This window comes from Streptomyces hygroscopicus subsp. hygroscopicus (assembly GCF_001553455.1).
In the GTDB taxonomy this organism is placed as follows: domain Bacteria; phylum Actinomycetota; class Actinomycetes; order Streptomycetales; family Streptomycetaceae; genus Streptomyces; species Streptomyces hygroscopicus.
In genome coordinates this window covers 12,576-29,190 of record NZ_BBOX01000025.1, presented here as the reverse complement: position 1 = coordinate 29,190, position 16,615 = coordinate 12,576, and the positions used below count along the sequence as shown (strand labels likewise).

Annotated in this window: 15 protein-coding genes; all 15 read right to left on the bottom strand. The window is 71.8% G+C overall.

What is annotated here, in order from left to right:
- Positions 1-16: 16 nt before the first annotated feature.
- The 15 genes from AXW62_RS03705 to pgsA all read right to left on the bottom strand — a co-directional run bounded on the left by AXW62_RS03705 (position 17) and on the right by pgsA (position 16,535).
- The gene (locus AXW62_RS03705; protein WP_060943220.1) at positions 17-2,551 is read right to left on the bottom strand and encodes a RelA/SpoT family protein; all 2,535 of its coding nucleotides are present in this window, start codon (positions 2,549-2,551) and stop codon (positions 17-19) included.
- A 303-nt stretch (positions 2,552-2,854) separates the two neighbouring features.
- Positions 2,855-3,451: an adenine phosphoribosyltransferase gene (locus tag AXW62_RS03700; RefSeq protein ID WP_236259067.1), complete on the bottom strand. Its 597-nt coding sequence runs from the start codon at positions 3,449-3,451 to the stop codon at positions 2,855-2,857.
- Positions 3,452-3,471: 20 nt separating this feature from the next.
- Positions 3,472-4,593 carry a protein translocase subunit SecF gene (gene secF / locus AXW62_RS03695; protein WP_060943219.1) on the bottom strand — a complete coding sequence of 374 codons (1,122 nt, stop codon included), beginning with the start codon at positions 4,591-4,593 and terminating at the stop codon, positions 3,472-3,474.
- Between the two features lies 1 nt (position 4,594).
- Complete coding sequence (secD, locus tag AXW62_RS03690; RefSeq protein WP_060943218.1) at positions 4,595-6,394, bottom strand: protein translocase subunit SecD; 1,800 nt, start codon at positions 6,392-6,394, stop codon at positions 4,595-4,597.
- Between the two features lie 151 nt (positions 6,395-6,545).
- Entirely contained in the window at positions 6,546-7,052 is a 507-nt protein-coding gene (gene yajC / locus AXW62_RS03685) for a preprotein translocase subunit YajC (RefSeq protein ID WP_030826765.1), read from the bottom strand.
- A 214-nt stretch (positions 7,053-7,266) separates the two neighbouring features.
- A complete protein-coding gene (gene ruvB, locus AXW62_RS03680; RefSeq protein WP_030826766.1) occupies positions 7,267-8,355 on the bottom strand; it encodes a Holliday junction branch migration DNA helicase RuvB in 1,089 nt (362 codons plus the stop codon).
- 67 nt (positions 8,356-8,422) lie between these two features.
- Positions 8,423-9,046, bottom strand: a complete 624-nt coding sequence (gene ruvA / locus AXW62_RS03675) for a Holliday junction branch migration protein RuvA (RefSeq protein WP_060943217.1) — start codon at positions 9,044-9,046, stop codon at positions 8,423-8,425.
- Positions 9,043-9,630: a crossover junction endodeoxyribonuclease RuvC gene (ruvC, locus tag AXW62_RS03670; protein WP_060943216.1), complete on the bottom strand. Its 588-nt coding sequence runs from the start codon at positions 9,628-9,630 to the stop codon at positions 9,043-9,045. The genes ruvA and ruvC overlap by 4 nt, the downstream gene beginning before the upstream one ends.
- Before the next feature lie 145 nt (positions 9,631-9,775).
- Positions 9,776-10,528: a YebC/PmpR family DNA-binding transcriptional regulator gene (locus tag AXW62_RS03665; protein WP_030826775.1), complete on the bottom strand. Its 753-nt coding sequence runs from the start codon at positions 10,526-10,528 to the stop codon at positions 9,776-9,778.
- Positions 10,529-10,693: 165 nt separating this feature from the next.
- Positions 10,694-11,320 (bottom strand): pyridoxal 5'-phosphate synthase glutaminase subunit PdxT, encoded by a 627-nt coding sequence (pdxT, locus tag AXW62_RS03660; RefSeq protein WP_060943215.1) that lies wholly within the window; start codon positions 11,318-11,320, stop codon positions 10,694-10,696.
- A gap of 90 nt (positions 11,321-11,410) precedes the next feature.
- A complete protein-coding gene (gene pdxS, locus AXW62_RS03655) occupies positions 11,411-12,370 on the bottom strand; it encodes a pyridoxal 5'-phosphate synthase lyase subunit PdxS (protein WP_051885891.1) in 960 nt (319 codons plus the stop codon).
- Positions 12,371-12,549: 179 nt separating this feature from the next.
- Entirely contained in the window at positions 12,550-13,128 is a 579-nt protein-coding gene (locus tag AXW62_RS03650) for a hypothetical protein (protein WP_030826784.1), read from the bottom strand.
- Between the two features lie 586 nt (positions 13,129-13,714).
- Positions 13,715-14,875 carry a glycosyltransferase family 4 protein gene (locus AXW62_RS03645; protein WP_060943214.1) on the bottom strand — a complete coding sequence of 387 codons (1,161 nt, stop codon included), beginning with the start codon at positions 14,873-14,875 and terminating at the stop codon, positions 13,715-13,717.
- Positions 14,872-15,870, bottom strand: coding sequence for a phosphatidylinositol mannoside acyltransferase (locus AXW62_RS03640; protein WP_079115459.1), 999 nt, complete (start codon positions 15,868-15,870; stop codon positions 14,872-14,874). Before AXW62_RS03640 ends, AXW62_RS03645 begins: the two co-directional genes overlap by 4 nt.
- On the bottom strand, positions 15,867-16,535 hold the full coding sequence (gene pgsA / locus AXW62_RS03635) for a phosphatidylinositol phosphate synthase (protein ID WP_060943213.1): 669 nt from the start codon (positions 16,533-16,535) through the stop codon (positions 15,867-15,869). Before pgsA ends, AXW62_RS03640 begins: the two co-directional genes overlap by 4 nt.
- Between the last annotated feature and the right edge of the window lie 80 nt (positions 16,536-16,615).

Genomic DNA, 16,615 nt, shown 5'->3' with positions numbered 1-16,615 from the left:
CGCCGCCTGTGCCGGTTCAGCGGGCGCGGGCCGAGGTGACCCGGTAGACGTCGTACACGCCCTCGACGCCGCGCACGGCCTTCAGGACGTGGCCCAGGTGCTTGGGGTCGCCCATCTCGAAGGTGAAGCGCGAGGTGGCGACCCGGTCACGGGAGGTCTGCACGGCCGCGGAGAGGATGTTGACGTGCTGGTCGGACAGCACCCGGGTGACGTCCGACAGCAGCCGGGACCGGTCCAGCGCCTCGACCTGGATGGCCACCAGGAAGACGGACGACTGGGTGGGTGCCCATTCGACCTCCAGGATGCGCTCGGGCTGCTGGGACAGCGAGTCCACGTTGACGCAGTCGGCGCGGTGCACGGAGACGCCGCTGCCGCGGGTGACGAAGCCGATGATGGGGTCCCCGGGGACCGGCGTACAGCAGCGGGCCAGCTTGACCCAGACGTCCTCGACGCCCTTGACCACGACGCCCGGATCGGCGCTGGAGCGGCGCTTGGCGCGACTGCGCATGGGCGGGGCGGTCTCGGCGATGTCCTCGTTGGCGGCCTCCTCGCCGCCGAGCGCCTGGACGAGCTTCTGCACCACGTTCTGCGCGGAGACATGGCCCTCGCCGATCGCCGCGTAGAGCGCGGAGATGTCGGGGTAGCGCATCTCGTGGGCGAGGGTGACCAGCGAGTCCCCGGTCAGGATCCGCTGGATGGGCAGGTTCTGCTTGCGCATCGCCCGGACGATCGCGTCCTTGCCCTGTTCGATGGCCTCGTCGCGGCGCTCCTTGGAGAACCAGGCGCGGATCTTGTTACGGGCGCGCGGCGACTTGACGAATCCCAGCCAGTCGCGGGAGGGCCCGGCGCCGGCCGCCTTGGAGGTGAAGACCTCCACCAGATCGCCGTTGTCCAGGGTGGACTCCAGCGGGACCAGGCGCCCGTTGACCCGGGCTCCTATGGTGCGGTGGCCGACCTCGGTGTGCACCGCGTAGGCGAAGTCGACCGGGGTGGCCCCGGCCGGAAGCGCTATGACATCGCCCTTGGGCGTGAAGACGAAGACCTCGTTCCGGGACAGGTCGAAGCGCAGGGACTCCAGGAACTCGCCCGGGTCCTCGGTCTCCTTCTGCCAGTCCAGGAGCTGCCGCAGCCACGCCATGTCGTTGATGGCGTCGTCCTTGCCCGCCCTGCGGGGCACGTCGGTGCGCACCTTGGAGGCGCCGGCCACCGCCTCCTGCTTGTACTTCCAGTGCGCGGCGATGCCGTACTCGGCGCGGCGGTGCATGTCGAAGGTGCGGATCTGCAGCTCGACGGGTTTGCCGCTGGGCCCGATGACCGTCGTGTGCAGCGACTGGTACATGTTGAACTTGGGCATCGCGATGTAGTCCTTGAACCGCCCCGGCACCGGGTTCCACCGCGCGTGGATGGTCCCGAGCGCCGCGTAGCAGTCGCGGACGGTGTCGACGAGCACCCGGATGCCCACCAGGTCGTAGATCTCGGCGAAGTCGCGGCCCCGCACGATCATCTTCTGGTAGACGGAGTAGTAGTGCTTCGGCCGGCCGGTGACGGTCGCCTTGATCCGCGCCGCCCGCAGATCGCCCTGGACCTGGTCGGTGACGACGGCCAGGTACTCGTCGCGCTTGGGGGCCCGCTCGGCGACCAGCCGCACGATCTCGTCGTACATCTTGGGGTAGAGGATCGCGAAGGCGAGGTCCTCCAGCTCCCATTTGATGGTGTTCATGCCCAGGCGGTGGGCGAGCGGGGCGTAGATCTCGAGGGTCTCGCGGGCCTTCTTCTCCTGCTTCTCCCGCTTGAGGTAGCGCATGGTGCGCATGTTGTGCAGCCGGTCGGCGAGCTTGATGACCAGCACCCGCGGGTCCCGGGCCATGGCGACGACCATCTTGCGCACGGTCTCGGCCTGGGCCGCCTCGCCGAACTTGACCTTGTCGAGCTTGGTGACGCCGTCGACGAGCAGGGCGACCTGGTCACCGAAGTCACGGCGCAGGGTGTCCAGGCCGTACTCGGTGTCCTCGACGGTGTCGTGCAGCAGCCCGGCCATCAACGTGGCCGGATCCATACCCAGCTCGGCGAGGATCGTGGTCACCGCGAGGGGGTGGGTGATGTACGGATCGCCGCTCTTGCGCTTCTGGCCGCGGTGCCAGCGCTCGGCCACCTGGTACGCGCGCTCGATCTGGCGCAGCGTCGAGGCGTCCGCCTTGGGGTCGTTGCCCCGCACGATGCGCAGCAGCGGTTCCAGCACCGGGTTGTACGGGCTGGAGCGCTGGACGCCGAGGCGCGCCAGCCGGGCCCGGACGCGGTTGGAGGAGCCGGAGCGGGGGGCGGGGCTCTGCACGGGGCGCGCGGGGGGCGTGGTGGCGGGCAGGGCGCTGCCGCGGCCCGTGGCGGGCTTCGGGTTCGTCTGCTGGGGGCCGCGCCGGGCCGGGCCGTCACCGCTGTTCCTGGGCACGCCGGAGGCCGCCGTCTGCTCGGCGGCGGTGGGCGCGTCCGGCTGTGCGGAGGGGGTTCCGCCCGGACGGGCTGTGGGCGAGAGCGGCTGGGCCTCGTCTGGCAAGAGCACTCCTCAAGCGGTCCGGACCTCAAGAGGTCGGGCTGCCATGGTATCGATCCCGCCACTCCGGTTGCCTCTCGACCGCCACAAGCCGGTGCCTGACGGCCCCCTCCCCGCCCGACCTGCGGCGTGGCCCTCGCCCGTCCTCGTCGTCGCGAAAGGGCCGTGAGGAGGGACGCGGACGGCGGGCGGGAGCCGGTACGCCGGAGGGCGGGGAGCGGCGGTGTGCGCCGCTCCCCGCCCTCCGGCGGTCGTCCTGTGGCCCGTAGCGGGCCGTCCCCGGCCCGTGGGGCCCGGAAAATCCGCTCAGACCGTGATCAGGGCCTCCAGCGGGGCGCTGTCGAGCGCGCCCAGCAGCCGGCCGCGGCCGTCCAGGAAGCCCAGCTCCAGCAGTACGGCGACCCCGGCGATCCGGGCACCGGCCCGCCGGATGAGCTGGAGGGACGCCTCGGCGGTGCCGCCGGTGGCCAGCACGTCGTCGATCACCAGCACCCGGTCGCCGGGCTCCAGCGCGTCGGCGTGTATCTCGATCTCGGCGGTGCCGTACTCCAGCTCGTACGCCTGGCCGAGCGTCGCCCCGGGGAGCTTGCCGGCCTTGCGGACCGGTACGAAGCCGATGCCGGCGCGGACGGCGGCCGGGGCGGCGAGGATGAAGCCGCGCGCCTCCAGGCCCACCACCTTGTCCGCCCGGTACCGGACGCACAGCTCGGCGAGCGCTTCGGTCAGCGCGCCGAAGGCGGCGGCGTCGGCGAGCAGCGGGGTGATGTCCTTGAACATCACGCCCGGCTTGGGATAGTCCGGCACGTCCTGGATCCGGCTGAGCAGCAGCGCGCGCAGCTCCTCGGCGGAGGCGCCGCCGAATCCGTCCGGACTGCCCGTCGTGGTCTTGGCCGTCTCGGTCATCTCGGTCTCCCCTCGCCCGTTCAGCGCCGCTTGCCCGAGGGCCGGCCCCGGCCCCGGTTGCGGGAGGCGGGCTGGCGGCGCTGGCCGACGACCCCGGCGGGGGTCGCGGCGGCGTCCTCCAGGTCGCGCGGATCGCCCTCCTCGGCCGCCGGGTCGGCGTTCTCGGCCTTGGCCGCCGCGGCCCGCTTGGCCTTGACCCGCTGGGCCAGGGCCTTCATCTTCGGGTCGCGCTCCTTCAGATCGGCGACCAGCGGGGTCGCGATGAAGATCGAGGAGTACGCACCGGCGGCGAGGCCGACGAAGAGCGCCAGGGAGATGTCGTTGAGCATGCCGGCGCCGAGCGCGCCGCCGCCGATGAACAGCAGCGCGCCGACCGGCAGCAGCGCCACGACCGTGGTGTTGATGGACCGCACCAGGGTCGAGTTGAGGCTGCGGTTGGCGACCTCGCTGTAGGTGAAGCGGGTCTGCTTGGTGAGGTCCTTCGACGCTTCCTTGAGACCGTCGAAGACCACGACGGTGTCGTAGAGCGAATAACCGAGGATCGTCAGCAGACCGATCACCGTGCCCGGGGTGACCTCGAACCCGACCAGCGCGTAGACACCGACCGTGATGGTGAGGTCATGGATCAGCGCGATCAGGGCGGCCAGCGCCATCCGCCATTCGAAGGCGATGGCGAGATAGATCACCACCAGCACCATGAAGATCGCCAGACCCTGCCACGCCTTGCTGGCGATCTGCTCGCCCCAGCTCGGGCCGACCAGCTGGGTGTCGATCTTGTTGGTCTTGACGCCCAGTTCCTCGGCCAGCTTCTCCTGGACCGGCAGGGCCTCCTTGGTGCCCAGCTCACTGATCTGGATCCGCAGACCGCCGCGGCCGAGCTCCTGGACGACGACGGTGTGGCCACCGGCCGCCTCCTCGGCCGCCTGGCGCGCGTCGGTGCTGGAGACCTTGGTGCTGGGGGTGGTGAAGACCGCGCCGCCGGAGAACTCGATGCCCATGTTCAGGCCGCGCACCGCCAGGCCGACGACGGCCGTGATGGTGATCAGTATCGAGATGCCGTACCAGATCATCCGCTTGGCGACGAAGTCGTAGCCGACCTCGCCTCGGTAGAGCCTGGCGCCGAGAGTGCCGAGTCGCGACATCTCACGCCTCCTTCGTGTCGGCGGGGCCGGGGGCGGCGGGACGGCGGCGGCGCAGTGGCGGGGTGACCCCGAGGCGCTTGGGGTCCAGACCCGACCACGGATGGCCGTTCCCGAAGAACGGGCGGCGGGCGAGGATCGTCATCAGCGGCTTGGTGAAGAGGAACACCACGGCGATGTCGAGCAGCGTGGTCAGCCCCAGGGTGAAGGCGAAGCCCTGCACCTTGCCGACGGTGACGATGTAGAGCACCGCGGCGGCCAGGAACGACACGAAGTCGGACACCAGGATGGTGCGCCGGGCCCGCGGCCAGCCGCGCTCGACGGCGGGGCGCAGCGAGCGGCCCTCCCGGATCTCGTCGCGGATCCGTTCGAAGTAGACGATGAACGAGTCGGCGGTGATACCGATGGCCACGATCGCGCCGCAGACCGCCGGCAGGTTCAGCGCGAAGCCGATACCCGGGCCGAGCAGCACCATGATCGTGTACGTGAGGATCGCGGAGACGCCGAGGCTGGCCATGGCCACGAGGGCGAGACCGCGGTAGTAGACGACCAGGTAGATCACCACGAGCGCGAGGCCGATGGCGCCCGCGATGAGACCGGCGTCCAGCTGCTCACCGCCGAGCGCGGCGGAGACGGTGGTCTCGTCGGCGATGTCGAAGGACAGCGGCAGCGCGCCGTAGGACAGCACGTTGGCCAGGTTCTCGGCGCTCTGCTGGGTGAAGCCGCCGGAGATGGTGGCCCGGCCGCCGGTGATGGCGCCCTGGGTGACCTCGGGGTCGGAGACGACCGCGCCGTCCAGGACGATCGCGAAGCGGTTCTGCGGGGACTGCTTGCTGTTGAGCTCGCCGGTGGTCTTGGCGAACTTCTTGGAGCCCTTGCTGTTGAAGTCGAGCTGGACGATCCAGCCCGCCCCGTTCTGGCTCTCGAAGACCGCCGAGGCGTCGTCCACGTCGGTGCCCTCGACCTCGGAGGGGCCGAGGATGAACTTGGCGTCGCCCTTCTCGCTGCAGGCCAGCACGGAGTCGGTCGGCTTGGCGTTCGCGGCCTTCTCGGCCGCCGCGGCGCGGCCCGCCTTGGTGGTGCAGTCCAGGTTCGCGAACTGCTTGGCCAGGGCCTGCTGGCTGGTGGAGTCCGAGGCGCCCTTGGACGGGTCGGCCTTCGGGGTCTTCGACGGCGTGGGGCTCGCGGACCCGCTGGGCGTCTTGTCGGCCTTCAGACCCTCGGAGAGGGCCCGCCCCTGGGTGCTGGGGCTGGCGGAGGAGGACGTGGAGGCCGAGGAGGAGGCCGACGGCGTACCGGACGCCTTGTCGCCCTTGTCGGAGCCCTTGTCGCCGCCCTTGCCGCCGGCGCTGCTGGACGGGCTGGGGGTGGAGCCGGGGTCGGGGGTCTTCTCGCCGCTGGTGGTCGTCGTCACCGGGCGGAAGTAGAGCTGGGCGGTGGTGCCGACCTGCTGCCGGGCCTGCTTCGCGTTCGTCCCCTTGGGGATGTTCACGATGATGTGCTTGTCACCCTGCGTCTGGACCTCGGCCTCGGACACGCCCAGACCGTTGACCCGCCGCTCGATGATGCTCACGGCGGTGTTCATGTTGTCCGTGTTGATCGCGTTGGGCTTGCCCGGTTGGTTCTTGGCCTCCAGCGTGAAGCTGGTGCCGCCCGCGAGATCGATACCCAGTCGCGGCGTGGTGTGGCCGGAGGCGAACATGCCCGCGGTCAGCGCCACGATCGCGATCAGGATGACGGCCAAGGCGCGCCCGGGCCTGCCCTGTGACCCGGAGGACCTGCGGCCCTTCTTCGGTGCTGCCACCTTCTCGTATCTCCCTGTCCAACCGCCCCGCATCGGGGGTGCGCGGGGCGGCCACGAAGTGTTGTGGGGACGAGCCCCCGCCGGAGCCTAGACCGTCCAGGGAACCGCGGCGCACCGAGCGGGGGCGCGCCGCGGTTCCCGGATGACGGACTTACTTCGCGTCGGTGCCGCCGTCCCGCTTGTCGTCCCCGGCGGCGTCCGCCGCGGGGGCGTCGTCCTTGCCGAGGTCGATCTTCTTGACGTCCGCCTTCTCGTCCGCCTCGTCGGCCGCGCCGGTCTTGTCGGCGGGGGCGTCGCCGCCGGCGTCGGCGGCCTCGGTCAGCGAGGAGGCGTCGTCGGGCACGACAGGGGTGTCGGTGGCGTCCTCATCGGGGTCGATGCCGTGCACGATGCGGTTGTACTCGGCGTCCGGCAGGACGGCTCCCACCGCGTTCTTCGCGTAGATCGCGTGCACGCCGGGGGCCACCTCGAGGAGCACGGTGTCGTCGTGGACCTCCTTGACCGTCGCGTACATGCCGCCGATGGTCCGCACGCCGGTGCCCGGCTGCATCTCTTCCCGCATCTGCTGGGCCTGGCGCTGCTTGTTCTTGGCCGAACGCGTCATCAGGAACATGGCCCCGATAAGCACGATGAACGGCAGGAGAGTCACGATATTCACGGGACGGAAATTCCTTCACACGACCGCGGGGGAGCGGCCTGGTCTACGGGGGTGGGTATACCGCACAGTGAGCGGACGGCATACGGACGGCATCGGCGGAGTCTAAGCGAGCCCACGCCAATGGAACAACGCCCGGCGCGGGAACGGGGTTCCTGACCCCGCCATTATTGGTCCTCTACGCCATGATGCCGGGTAAGCGCGCGCTTATGGCGCGCTACGCCTCGAACAGGCCGTTCTGTCCACCGCCGGCGGCCTGCCGGGGCGGGGTGAGCCCCATATGGGCCCAGGCCGCCGGGGTGCCGATCCGCCCCCGCGGGGTACGGGCCAGCAGCCCCTCCCGGACCAGGAAGGGCTCGGCGACCTCCTCCACCGTCTCACGCTCCTCCCCCACCGCGACCGCCAGGGTCGACAGGCCCACCGGACCGCCGCCGAACAGCTTGAGCAGGGCGCTGAGCACCGCCCGGTCCAGCCGGTCCAGGCCGCGCTCGTCCACGTCGTACACGGCGAGGGCGCTGGCGGCGATCTCGCGGGTGATCACGCCGTCCGCCTTGACCTGGGCGTAGTCGCGCACCCGGCGCAGCAGCCGGTTGGCGATCCGGGGGGTGCCCCGGGAGCGGCCCGCGATCTCGGCCGCGCCCTCGGCCTCGATGGTGACGTCGAGCAGCCCGGCGGAGCGGTGGATGACCCGCTCCAGCTCGGCCGGGGCGTAGAACTCCATATGGCCGGTGAAGCCGAAGCGATCCCGCAGCGGGGGTGGCAGCAGCCCGGCCCGGGTGGTGGCGCCGACCAGCGTGAACGGCGGCAGCTCCAGCGGGATGGCGGTGGCCCCGGGCCCCTTGCCGACGATGACGTCGACGCGGAAGTCCTCCATCGCCATGTAGAGCATCTCCTCGGCGGGCCGGGACATCCGGTGGATCTCGTCCAGGAAGAGCACCTCGCCCTCGGTGAGGGAGGAGAGGATCGCGGCCAGATCGCCCGCGTGCTGGATGGCGGGGCCGGAGGTGATCCGGATCGGGGCGCCCATCTCGGCGGCGATGATCATGGAGAGGGTGGTCTTGCCCAGTCCGGGCGCGCCCGACAGGAGCACGTGGTCGGCGGTGCCGCCGCGCTGCCGGGCCGCCTTGAGCACCAGGTCCAGCTGCTCGCGCACCCGCTCCTGCCCGACGAACTCACCGAGGTCCTTCGGGCGCAGCGCGGCCTCCACCGCCTGGTCGTCGCCGTCGGCGTCGGCGCCCAGCAGCCGCCGGCCCGCGCCGGGCGGGGCGTCGTCGGCGGCGGCCGGTGCGGTCTCGTCCCAGTTCACTGCGTTTCGCCTCGCGTTGTCGTCTGGAGTGGTGCCGCCGGTCGCGGCAGGCCGCGACGGCGGTGGCTCACCGTGTGCGGTTCAGGGTCTGCAGGGCGGCCCGCAGCAGCTGGGCCACCTGGGGCGTGCCGCCCGCGGCCACCGTCTCCTCGGCCTGCGGGGTGACGGCGGCGACCGCCTCGTCGGCCTCCCGGGCGGCGTAGCCGAGGCCGACCAGCGCGGTGTGCAGCTGGTCGCTCCAGCCGGGGGCGGCGGCGGAGCGGGCGCCGGGCACCGCGGCGGCGCCGACCGGCTCACCGATCCGGTCCTTGAGCTCCAGCAGCAGCCGCTGCGCCCCCTTCTTGCCGATCCCGGGGACGGCGGTGAGCGCCTTCTCGTCCCCGGTGGACACCGCGAGCCGCAGCGCGTCCGGGGAGTGCACGGCCAGCATGGCCTGGGCCAGCCGGGGGCCCACCCCGCTGGCGGTCTGGAGCAGCTCGAAGACCTGGCGCTCGTCGTCGTCGGCGAAGCCGTAGAGGGTCAGCGAGTCCTCGCGGACGACGAGGGAGGTGGCCAGCCGGGCCGGCTCGCCGACGCGCAGCCCGGACAGGGTGGCCGGGGTGCACTGGACCGCCATGCCCACCCCGCCGACCTCGATCACGGCGGTGTCCGGGGCGACGGCCGCCACCGGACCGGAGACGAAAGCGATCATGACATACGGCCTTTCGGGGTGCGCGCGGTGCCCGTGGGACCCGCGGTGCCGGGGGGACGTGCGGTGCCGGTGCCGCGGTGGGCGGCGACGGCCCGCTGGAGGCGGTTGGTCGCGGGGGCCCGCCAGATGTGGCAGATGGCGAGCGCCAGGGCGTCGGCGGCGTCGGCCGGTCTGGGCGGGGCGTCCAGCCGCAGCAGCCGGGTCACCATCGAGCCGACCTGCGCCTTGTCGGCGCGACCGGATCCGGTCACGGCCGCCTTGACCTCGCTGGGGGTGTGCAGCGCGACCGGCAGCCCGCGGCGGGCCGCGCACAGCATCGCGACCGCGCTGGCCTGGGCGGTGCCCATGACGGTGCGCACATTGTGCTGGCTGAACACCCGCTCCACGGCGACGCATTCGGGCCGGTGGGCGTCCAGCCACTCCTCGATGCCACGCTCGATGAGAACGAGCCGGTCGCCGATCACCACGTCGGCCCCGGTCCGTATGACACCGACGCCGAGCATCCGCAGCGGGCGGCCCGCGACCCCCTCGACCACGCCGACGCCGCATCGGGTCAGCCCCGGGTCCACGCCCAGCACACGCACCGCGCCCTCCCCTCACCGCGTTTCGGTCACCTGTTCCCGCAGGCTAGCGGCTGCCACCGACAACATCGGCCGACAACGCCGACGGGCCGGTGGGGAAATGCCCCGCCGGCCCGTCGGAGTTGCCGACCGCCGCGCCGATCCGGCCTCAGGCGTCCACCTTGGCCATGACCTCGTCGGAGACGTCGAAGTTGGCGAAGACGTTCTGCACGTCGTCGCTGTCCTCGAGCGCGTCGATCAGCTTGAAGATCTTGCGCGCGGCGTCTTCCTCGAGCTGGACCTGCATGGTGGGAACGAAGTTGGCCTCGGCCGAGTCGTAGTCGATGCCCGCCTCCTGGAGCGCGGTACGGACCGCGACCAGGTCGGTGGCCTCGCTGATGACCTCGAAGGACTCACCGAGGTCGTTGACCTCCTCGGCGCCCGCGTCCAGGACCGCGCCCAGCACGTCGTCCTCGGAGAGCTCGCCCTTGGGGACGATGACGACGCCCTTGCGGTTGAAGAGGTACGACACGGAACCCGGGTCGGCCATCGAACCGCCGTTGCGCGTCATCGCGACGCGGACGTCGGAGGCGGCGCGGTTGCGGTTGTCGGTCAGGCACTCGATGAGGACGGCCACGCCGTTGGGGCCGTAGCCCTCGTACATGATCGTCTCGTAATCGGCGCCACCGGCCTCGAGACCGGCACCGCGCTTGACCGCACTGTCGATGTTCTTGTTCGGAACCGACTGCTTCTTCGCCTTCTGGATGGCGTCGAAGAGCGTCGGGTTGCCCTCCGGATCGGCACCGCCCATCCGGGCCGCGACCTCGATGTTCTTGATCAGCTTCGCGAAGAGCTTGCCGCGCTTGGCATCGATCACGGCCTTCTTGTGCTTCGTCGTAGCCCATTTAGAGTGGCCGGACATCCGCCTGTCTCCTTCGCGTAACCCATTGCTGTACGAACGCCTGAGATCCTACCGGGATCGGCTCAGCGCGCGGCGCGGACCAGCCCACCCGTCTCCCACCACCACCCTCGGCCGAGCGCGCGTATCCCGCCCCGCCGTCGCCCGGCACGGCCTGGCGGCCGGCCGCTAGGCGCTCCGCACCATGTCGACGAAGAGCGCGTGCACCCGGTGGTCACCGGTCAGCTCGGGGTGGAACGAGGTCGCCAGGACATGGCCCTGCCGGACGGCGACGGTGTGCCCGTCGAACGTCGCGAGCACCTCGGCACCGCCGCCCACGGACTCGACCCACGGCGCGCGGATGAAGACCCCCTCGACCGGGCCGCCCTCGACGCCCCGCATCTCGACCTGGGCCTCGAACGACTCGTTCTGCCGGCCGAAGGCGTTACGGCGCACGATCATGTCGATGCCGCCGATGGTCTCCTGGTCGTCCCGGCCGTCGAGGATCTTGTCCGCGAGCATGATCATGCCCGCGCACGTACCGTACACCGGCATCCCGGCCCGGACCCGCTCGCGCAGCGGCTCCAGCAGCCCGAAGACGACCGCCAGCTTGGACATCGTGGTCGACTCGCCGCCGGGGATCACCAGGCCGGCGACCTCGGCGAGCTCCTCGGGACGGCGGACCTGCCGGGGCGTGGCCCCGGCCGCGGTGAGCGCGGCGAGATGCTCGCGGACATCGCCCTGGAGGGCGAGCACACCGACCACGGGGCCGGCGGAGGCGGAGGTGGAGGTGGAAGACGTGGACGACGTAGTCACGGAAGCGAAGACCTCTCGGACGTCAGGGGCACCGCACGCCGGGCCGGACGCCCGGACGCGCGGTGTCATGTGGTGCCGTACGGGCGCCGGTCACCAGCCGCGGCTGGCGTACCGCTCGGACTCGGGGAGGGTGTCGCAGTTGATGCCGACCATGGCCTCGCCGAGGTTCCGGGACGCGTCCGCGATGACCTTGGGGTCGTCGTAGAAGGTGGTGGCCTTCACGATCGCGGCGGCGCGCTTGGCCGGGTCGCCCGACTTGAAGATGCCGGAGCCCACGAACACGCCCTCGGCGCCGAGCTGGCGCATCAGCGCGGCGTCGGCCGGGGTGGCGACACCACCGGCGGAGAACAGCACGACCGGCAGCTTGCCGGTCCGCGCGACCTCGGCGACCAGCTCGTACGGGGCGCGGATCTCCTTGGCGGCGGCGTAGAGCTCGTGGTTGTCCAGACCGCGCAGCCGGGCGATCTCGCCCTTGATCTGACGCAGGTGGCGCACCGCCTCGACGACGTTGCCGGTACCGGCCTCGCCCTTGGAACGGATCATCGCCGCGCCCTCGGCGATCCGGCGCAGCGCCTCGCCCAGGTTGGTGGCGCCGCAGACGAACGGGGTGGTGAAGGACCACTTGTCGCTGTGGTTGACCTCGTCGGCCGGGGTGAGGACCTCGGACTCGTCGATGTAGTCGACACCGAGCGACTGGAGCACCTGCGCCTCGACGAAGTGGCCGATCCGCGACTTGGCCATGACCGGGATGGAGACGGCGTTGATGATGCCCTCGATCATGTCCGGGTCGGACATCCGGGCCACGCCGCCGTCCTTACGGATGTCGGCCGGCACCCGCTCGAGGGCCATGACCGCGACGGCACCGGCGTCCTCGGCGACCTTGGCCTGCTCGGGGGTGACGACGTCCATGATCACGCCACCCTTGAGCTGCTCGGCCATGCCGCGCTTGACGCGGGCGGTGCCGGTCGCGGGGGCCTCGGAGTTGGACGTGCTGGCGGGCGTGATGGACACGTTTGACCTCACTCGATGATGAAAGTGCGATGAACCCATCGTAGGGCCGTTCGATACCGGTACATGACCCGGCCATCTGGTCCAGGTCGCGAGCGTGTGTGTTACACGAATGACAAAAGCGCGTCCGGATACGGCTCGACAAGGGCCAATCGAGGGCCGGTGGCTCGAAGCGGCCGGTGCCTCCCCGGCCCACGGCCATCCGGTCCGGCGCCGACCCCTCAGTCGGCGGGCCGGTCCCCTCCCGGCTCGGGCTCCTCGGCGCCCGGCATCCTCCCCAGCGCCGCCGGGGGCTCGTCGTCCATCTCGAAGGCGAGCGGAAACGGGGCGTGACCCGCCAGCCGGAACCAGCGCACCGTGCGATGGCGGCGCAGCGCCCGCGCCGCGCGCACCGCGTCGTTGTGGAACCGCCGGGCCATCGGCACCCGCCGCACCGCCTCCGCGAGCTCCCCCAGCGCCTCCTCACCGCCCGGTGCCTCGCGTACCGCCTCGGCCTGTGCGCTGTCCTCGAAGACGGCCCGCAGCGCCTGGCTCAGCTCGCTCTCGGCGACCTCGCGGTGCTCCTCCTCGGACTGCCGGGCGGCGTGCGCGGCCTGGTAGAGCACGATCGAGGCGGCCGGGTCGAGCACTCCGGCGGTGGCCAGCTCCTGCGCGACGGAAGCACGCCGCAGCAGCTGCGCGTCGAGGGCGGCCCGCGCCGCGTCCAGACGGCTGTGCAGCCGGTCGAGACGTCCCGCGGTCCAGCTCAGGTAGACGGCGATGACGACCAGGGCCACCGCGATCCAGATCAAAGTGCTCACGGCGCGCCACGCTACCGCCTGCCGCGCCCGAGGGACCGGGCGAAGCCCTCACAGCCGGGGCACTCCGCGCGGCCACGTACGGCACGGTGGCCCGGCCCGGTCCGAGCCCCGGGGCCCGGCTCCGGACGAGCCCCGGCGCACCGGTCGCGGACGAACCCCTGAGCACTGGTCCCGGACGCGGCCCCTGAACACTGGTCGCGGACGAGCCCGGCACACCGGTCCCGGACCAACCTCTGGCAGCGCCCCGGAGCGTCGGGTCGGTCCCACGCGAACCGCGAAGCTCCCGGTCAGGCCCACCGCAAACCCCCCGACAGACGCGACGCCCGGTCAGACCCTCCGCGATCCCCCACGGACGCGACGCCCCGATCCCCCACGGACGCGACGCCCGATCAGGCCCACCGCAAACCCCGACAGATGCGGCACCCGGTCAGACCCGCCGCAAACCCCACGGACGCGACGCCCGATCAGACCCACCGCAAACCCCGCGACGTCCGGTCAACCGCAACGCAACCCGCAGCCATACCCACCCCCACAAAGCTCCACGGCGTCCGGTCACCCCTACGCGGCGCCCCCTCACAACGCCCCGTCAGTCCCGCGCACGCCCCAGGCGCGCCCACAGCCGTGCGCGCTCGTCGGTGGCAACGGACGCCGCCCCGTCCGTCACCGTCTCGTAGACCGCGAGGATGTCCGCCCCCACCGTCGACCAGTCGAAGCGCCGGACGTGCCGACTGCCCCGCTCCCGCAGCTCGGCCAGCCGCTCCTGGTTCCCCAGCAGCCGCACCGCGGCCTCCGCCAGGGCGTCGGCGTCCTCGTTGGCGAACAGTTCACCCGCCGCTCCCCCGTCCAGCACCTGCGCGAACGCGTCCAGATCGCTGGCGAGGACCGCGGCGCCCGCCGACATCGCCTCGACCAGGATGATCCCGAAGCTCTCGCCGCCCGTATTGGGTGCGACGTAGACGTCGACGCTGCGCAGCAGGCGCGCCTTGTCCTCGTCGCTGACCATCCCCAGGAACTCGACGTGGTCCCGCAGCGGCCCCGGCAGATCGGCCACGGCCTCCTTCTCGTCGCCGCGCCCGGCCACCAGCAGCCGCACCCCCGGCCGGGCCTCGAGGATCTTCGGCAGGGCGCGCATCAGCACCGGCAGCCCCTTACGGGGCTCGTCGATCCGGCCGATGAAGCCGATCGTTTCCCCCTGCCACTCCTGCTTCGGCTCGGCGTCGGCGAAGAAGCCCACGTCGACGCCGTTGGGGATGACGACCGCGTCCCCGCCGAGGTGCTCCACCAGCGTGCGCCGCGCGTACTCGCTCACCGCGATCCGCGCGCTGATCTTCTCCAGCGCCGGCTGCAGGATCGGATACGCCGCGATCATCGCCCGGGAGCGCGGATTGGAGGTGTGGAACGTCGCGACGATCGGCCCCTGGGCCGCCCAGCAGGCCAGCAGCCCCAGCGAGGGCGAGGTGGGCTCGTGGATGTGGATGACGTCGAAGGCGCCGTCGTGCAGCCAGCGGCGCACCCGCGCGGCCGACAGGAAGCCGAAGTTCAGCCGGGCCACCGAACCGTTGTACGGCACCGGCACGGCGCGTCCGGCGGAGACCACGTACGGCGGCAGCGGCGTCTCGTCGTCCGCCGGGGCCAGCACGGAGACCTGGTGGCCGCGCCGGATCAGGTGGGCGGCCAGATCGCGGATGTGGAACTGGACGCCGCCGGGGACATCCCAGGAGTACGGGCAGACGATCCCGATCCTCAAGGCTTCTCCATTCCAGGGCGTCCAGGGCGTTCAGGGCGTTCAGGACGTCCAGGGCCCCCGGAGTCCCCGGGACCCCCGGAGTCCCCGGAGTCCCCGGATGTCACGGGTCCGCGCGCCAGGTCCGCGAGCCACAGCCGCTGCAGCATGTGCCAGTCCTCCGGGTGCGCGGCGATCCCCGAGGCGAAGGCGTCGGCCACCTCCTGGGTCATGACGGCGATCCGCTCGGCGCGGTTCCCGTCCCCGGGCACCTCGACCGGCGGATGCACCCGCCCCCGCATCACCGGTGATTCGTCGTACCAGAGGGTCACCGGCAGCAGCAGGGCACCGGTCTGCAGGGCGAGCGCGGCGGGTCCGGCCGGCATCTTCGCCCGCTCGCCAAAGAACGAGACCTCCACGCCCGAGGCCGACAGATCGCGGTCGGCGACCAGGCAGACCAGACCGCCCGAGCGCAGCCGCCGGGCCAGCGTCCCGAAGGCGCTCCCGCCCTGGTGCGGCAGGACCTCCATGCCCAGCCCCTCGCGGTAGGCCACGAACCGGTCGTACAGCGACTCCGGCTTCAGCCGCTCGGCGACCGTGGTGAAGGGCACCTTCAGATGGGTGGTCACCCAGGCCCCGGCGAGGTCGTAGTTGCCCATGTGCGGCAGCGCCAGGACCACTCCCCGGCCCTCGGCGAGACCGTCCACCAGATAGTGCACGTCGCTCACGTCGAAGCCGCCCCCTATGCGCTCCGGGCTCCACGCCGGCAGCCGGAAGGACTCCATCCAGTAGCGCAGGTACGAGCGCATGCCCGCGCGGGACAGCTCGGCGAGCCGCCGCGCCGAGGCGTCGGGGACCACGCGCGCCAGATTGGCCTCCAGGCGCAGCACCCCCTTGCCGCGCCGCTTCCAGGTCTCGTCGGCGATGCGCCGGCCGAGCGCCACGGCGACCGGTTCCGGGAGCTTCTTGACCGTGCTCCAGCCGAGTCCGTACAGCGCGTCGGTCAGCCTGTCCTTCACCGCGTCTCGCCCTCCTGGGGCACCGTCCGCTCCGCGGCGTCCGCCTCGGCGGCCTCCCGGCGCACGGTCACCACCCGCTGGACGAGGGTCACCGCGCTGCCGACGGCCACGATCCACAGCGCGATCGGGAGCAGGATGTCGATGTACGGCACGCCGAACTTGTGCAGACCCGAGAAGCCGCAGGCCACCAGCGAGATCACCAGCCGCTCGGCGCGCTCCACCAGCCCATTGACGTTCACCGGCAGCCCGATGCTCTCGCCGCGCGCCTTGGTGTATGAGACCACCTGGCCGCTGGCGAGGCAGAAGATCGTCACCGCACACAGCACATTGTCGTCCCCCCGGCCCGCGTACCACAACGCCAGACCGCCGAAGATCGCGCCGTCCGCGACCCGGTCCAGCGTGGAGTCGAGGAACGCGCCCCAGCGGCTGGAGCGCCCCAGCTGCCGCGCCATGTTGCCGTCGACCAGGTCGGAGAAGACGAACAGCGTGATGACGACCGTGCCCCAGAAGAACTCCCCTCTGGGGTAGAAGACCAGAGCGCCCGCGCACACGCCGGCGGTGCCGGTGAGGGTCACCGCGTCGGGGCTGACCCCGAGACGGATGAGCAGGGCGGCGAACGGTGTGAGAACACGCGTGAAGAATGCACGCGCGTACTTGTTCAGCATGGCCTTCCCGGGGGGTCGATACGGGCCGGATGGTCAGAAGGCCACCGGCGGGCCCATCGTAGCCACGCCCCGCAGAGCCT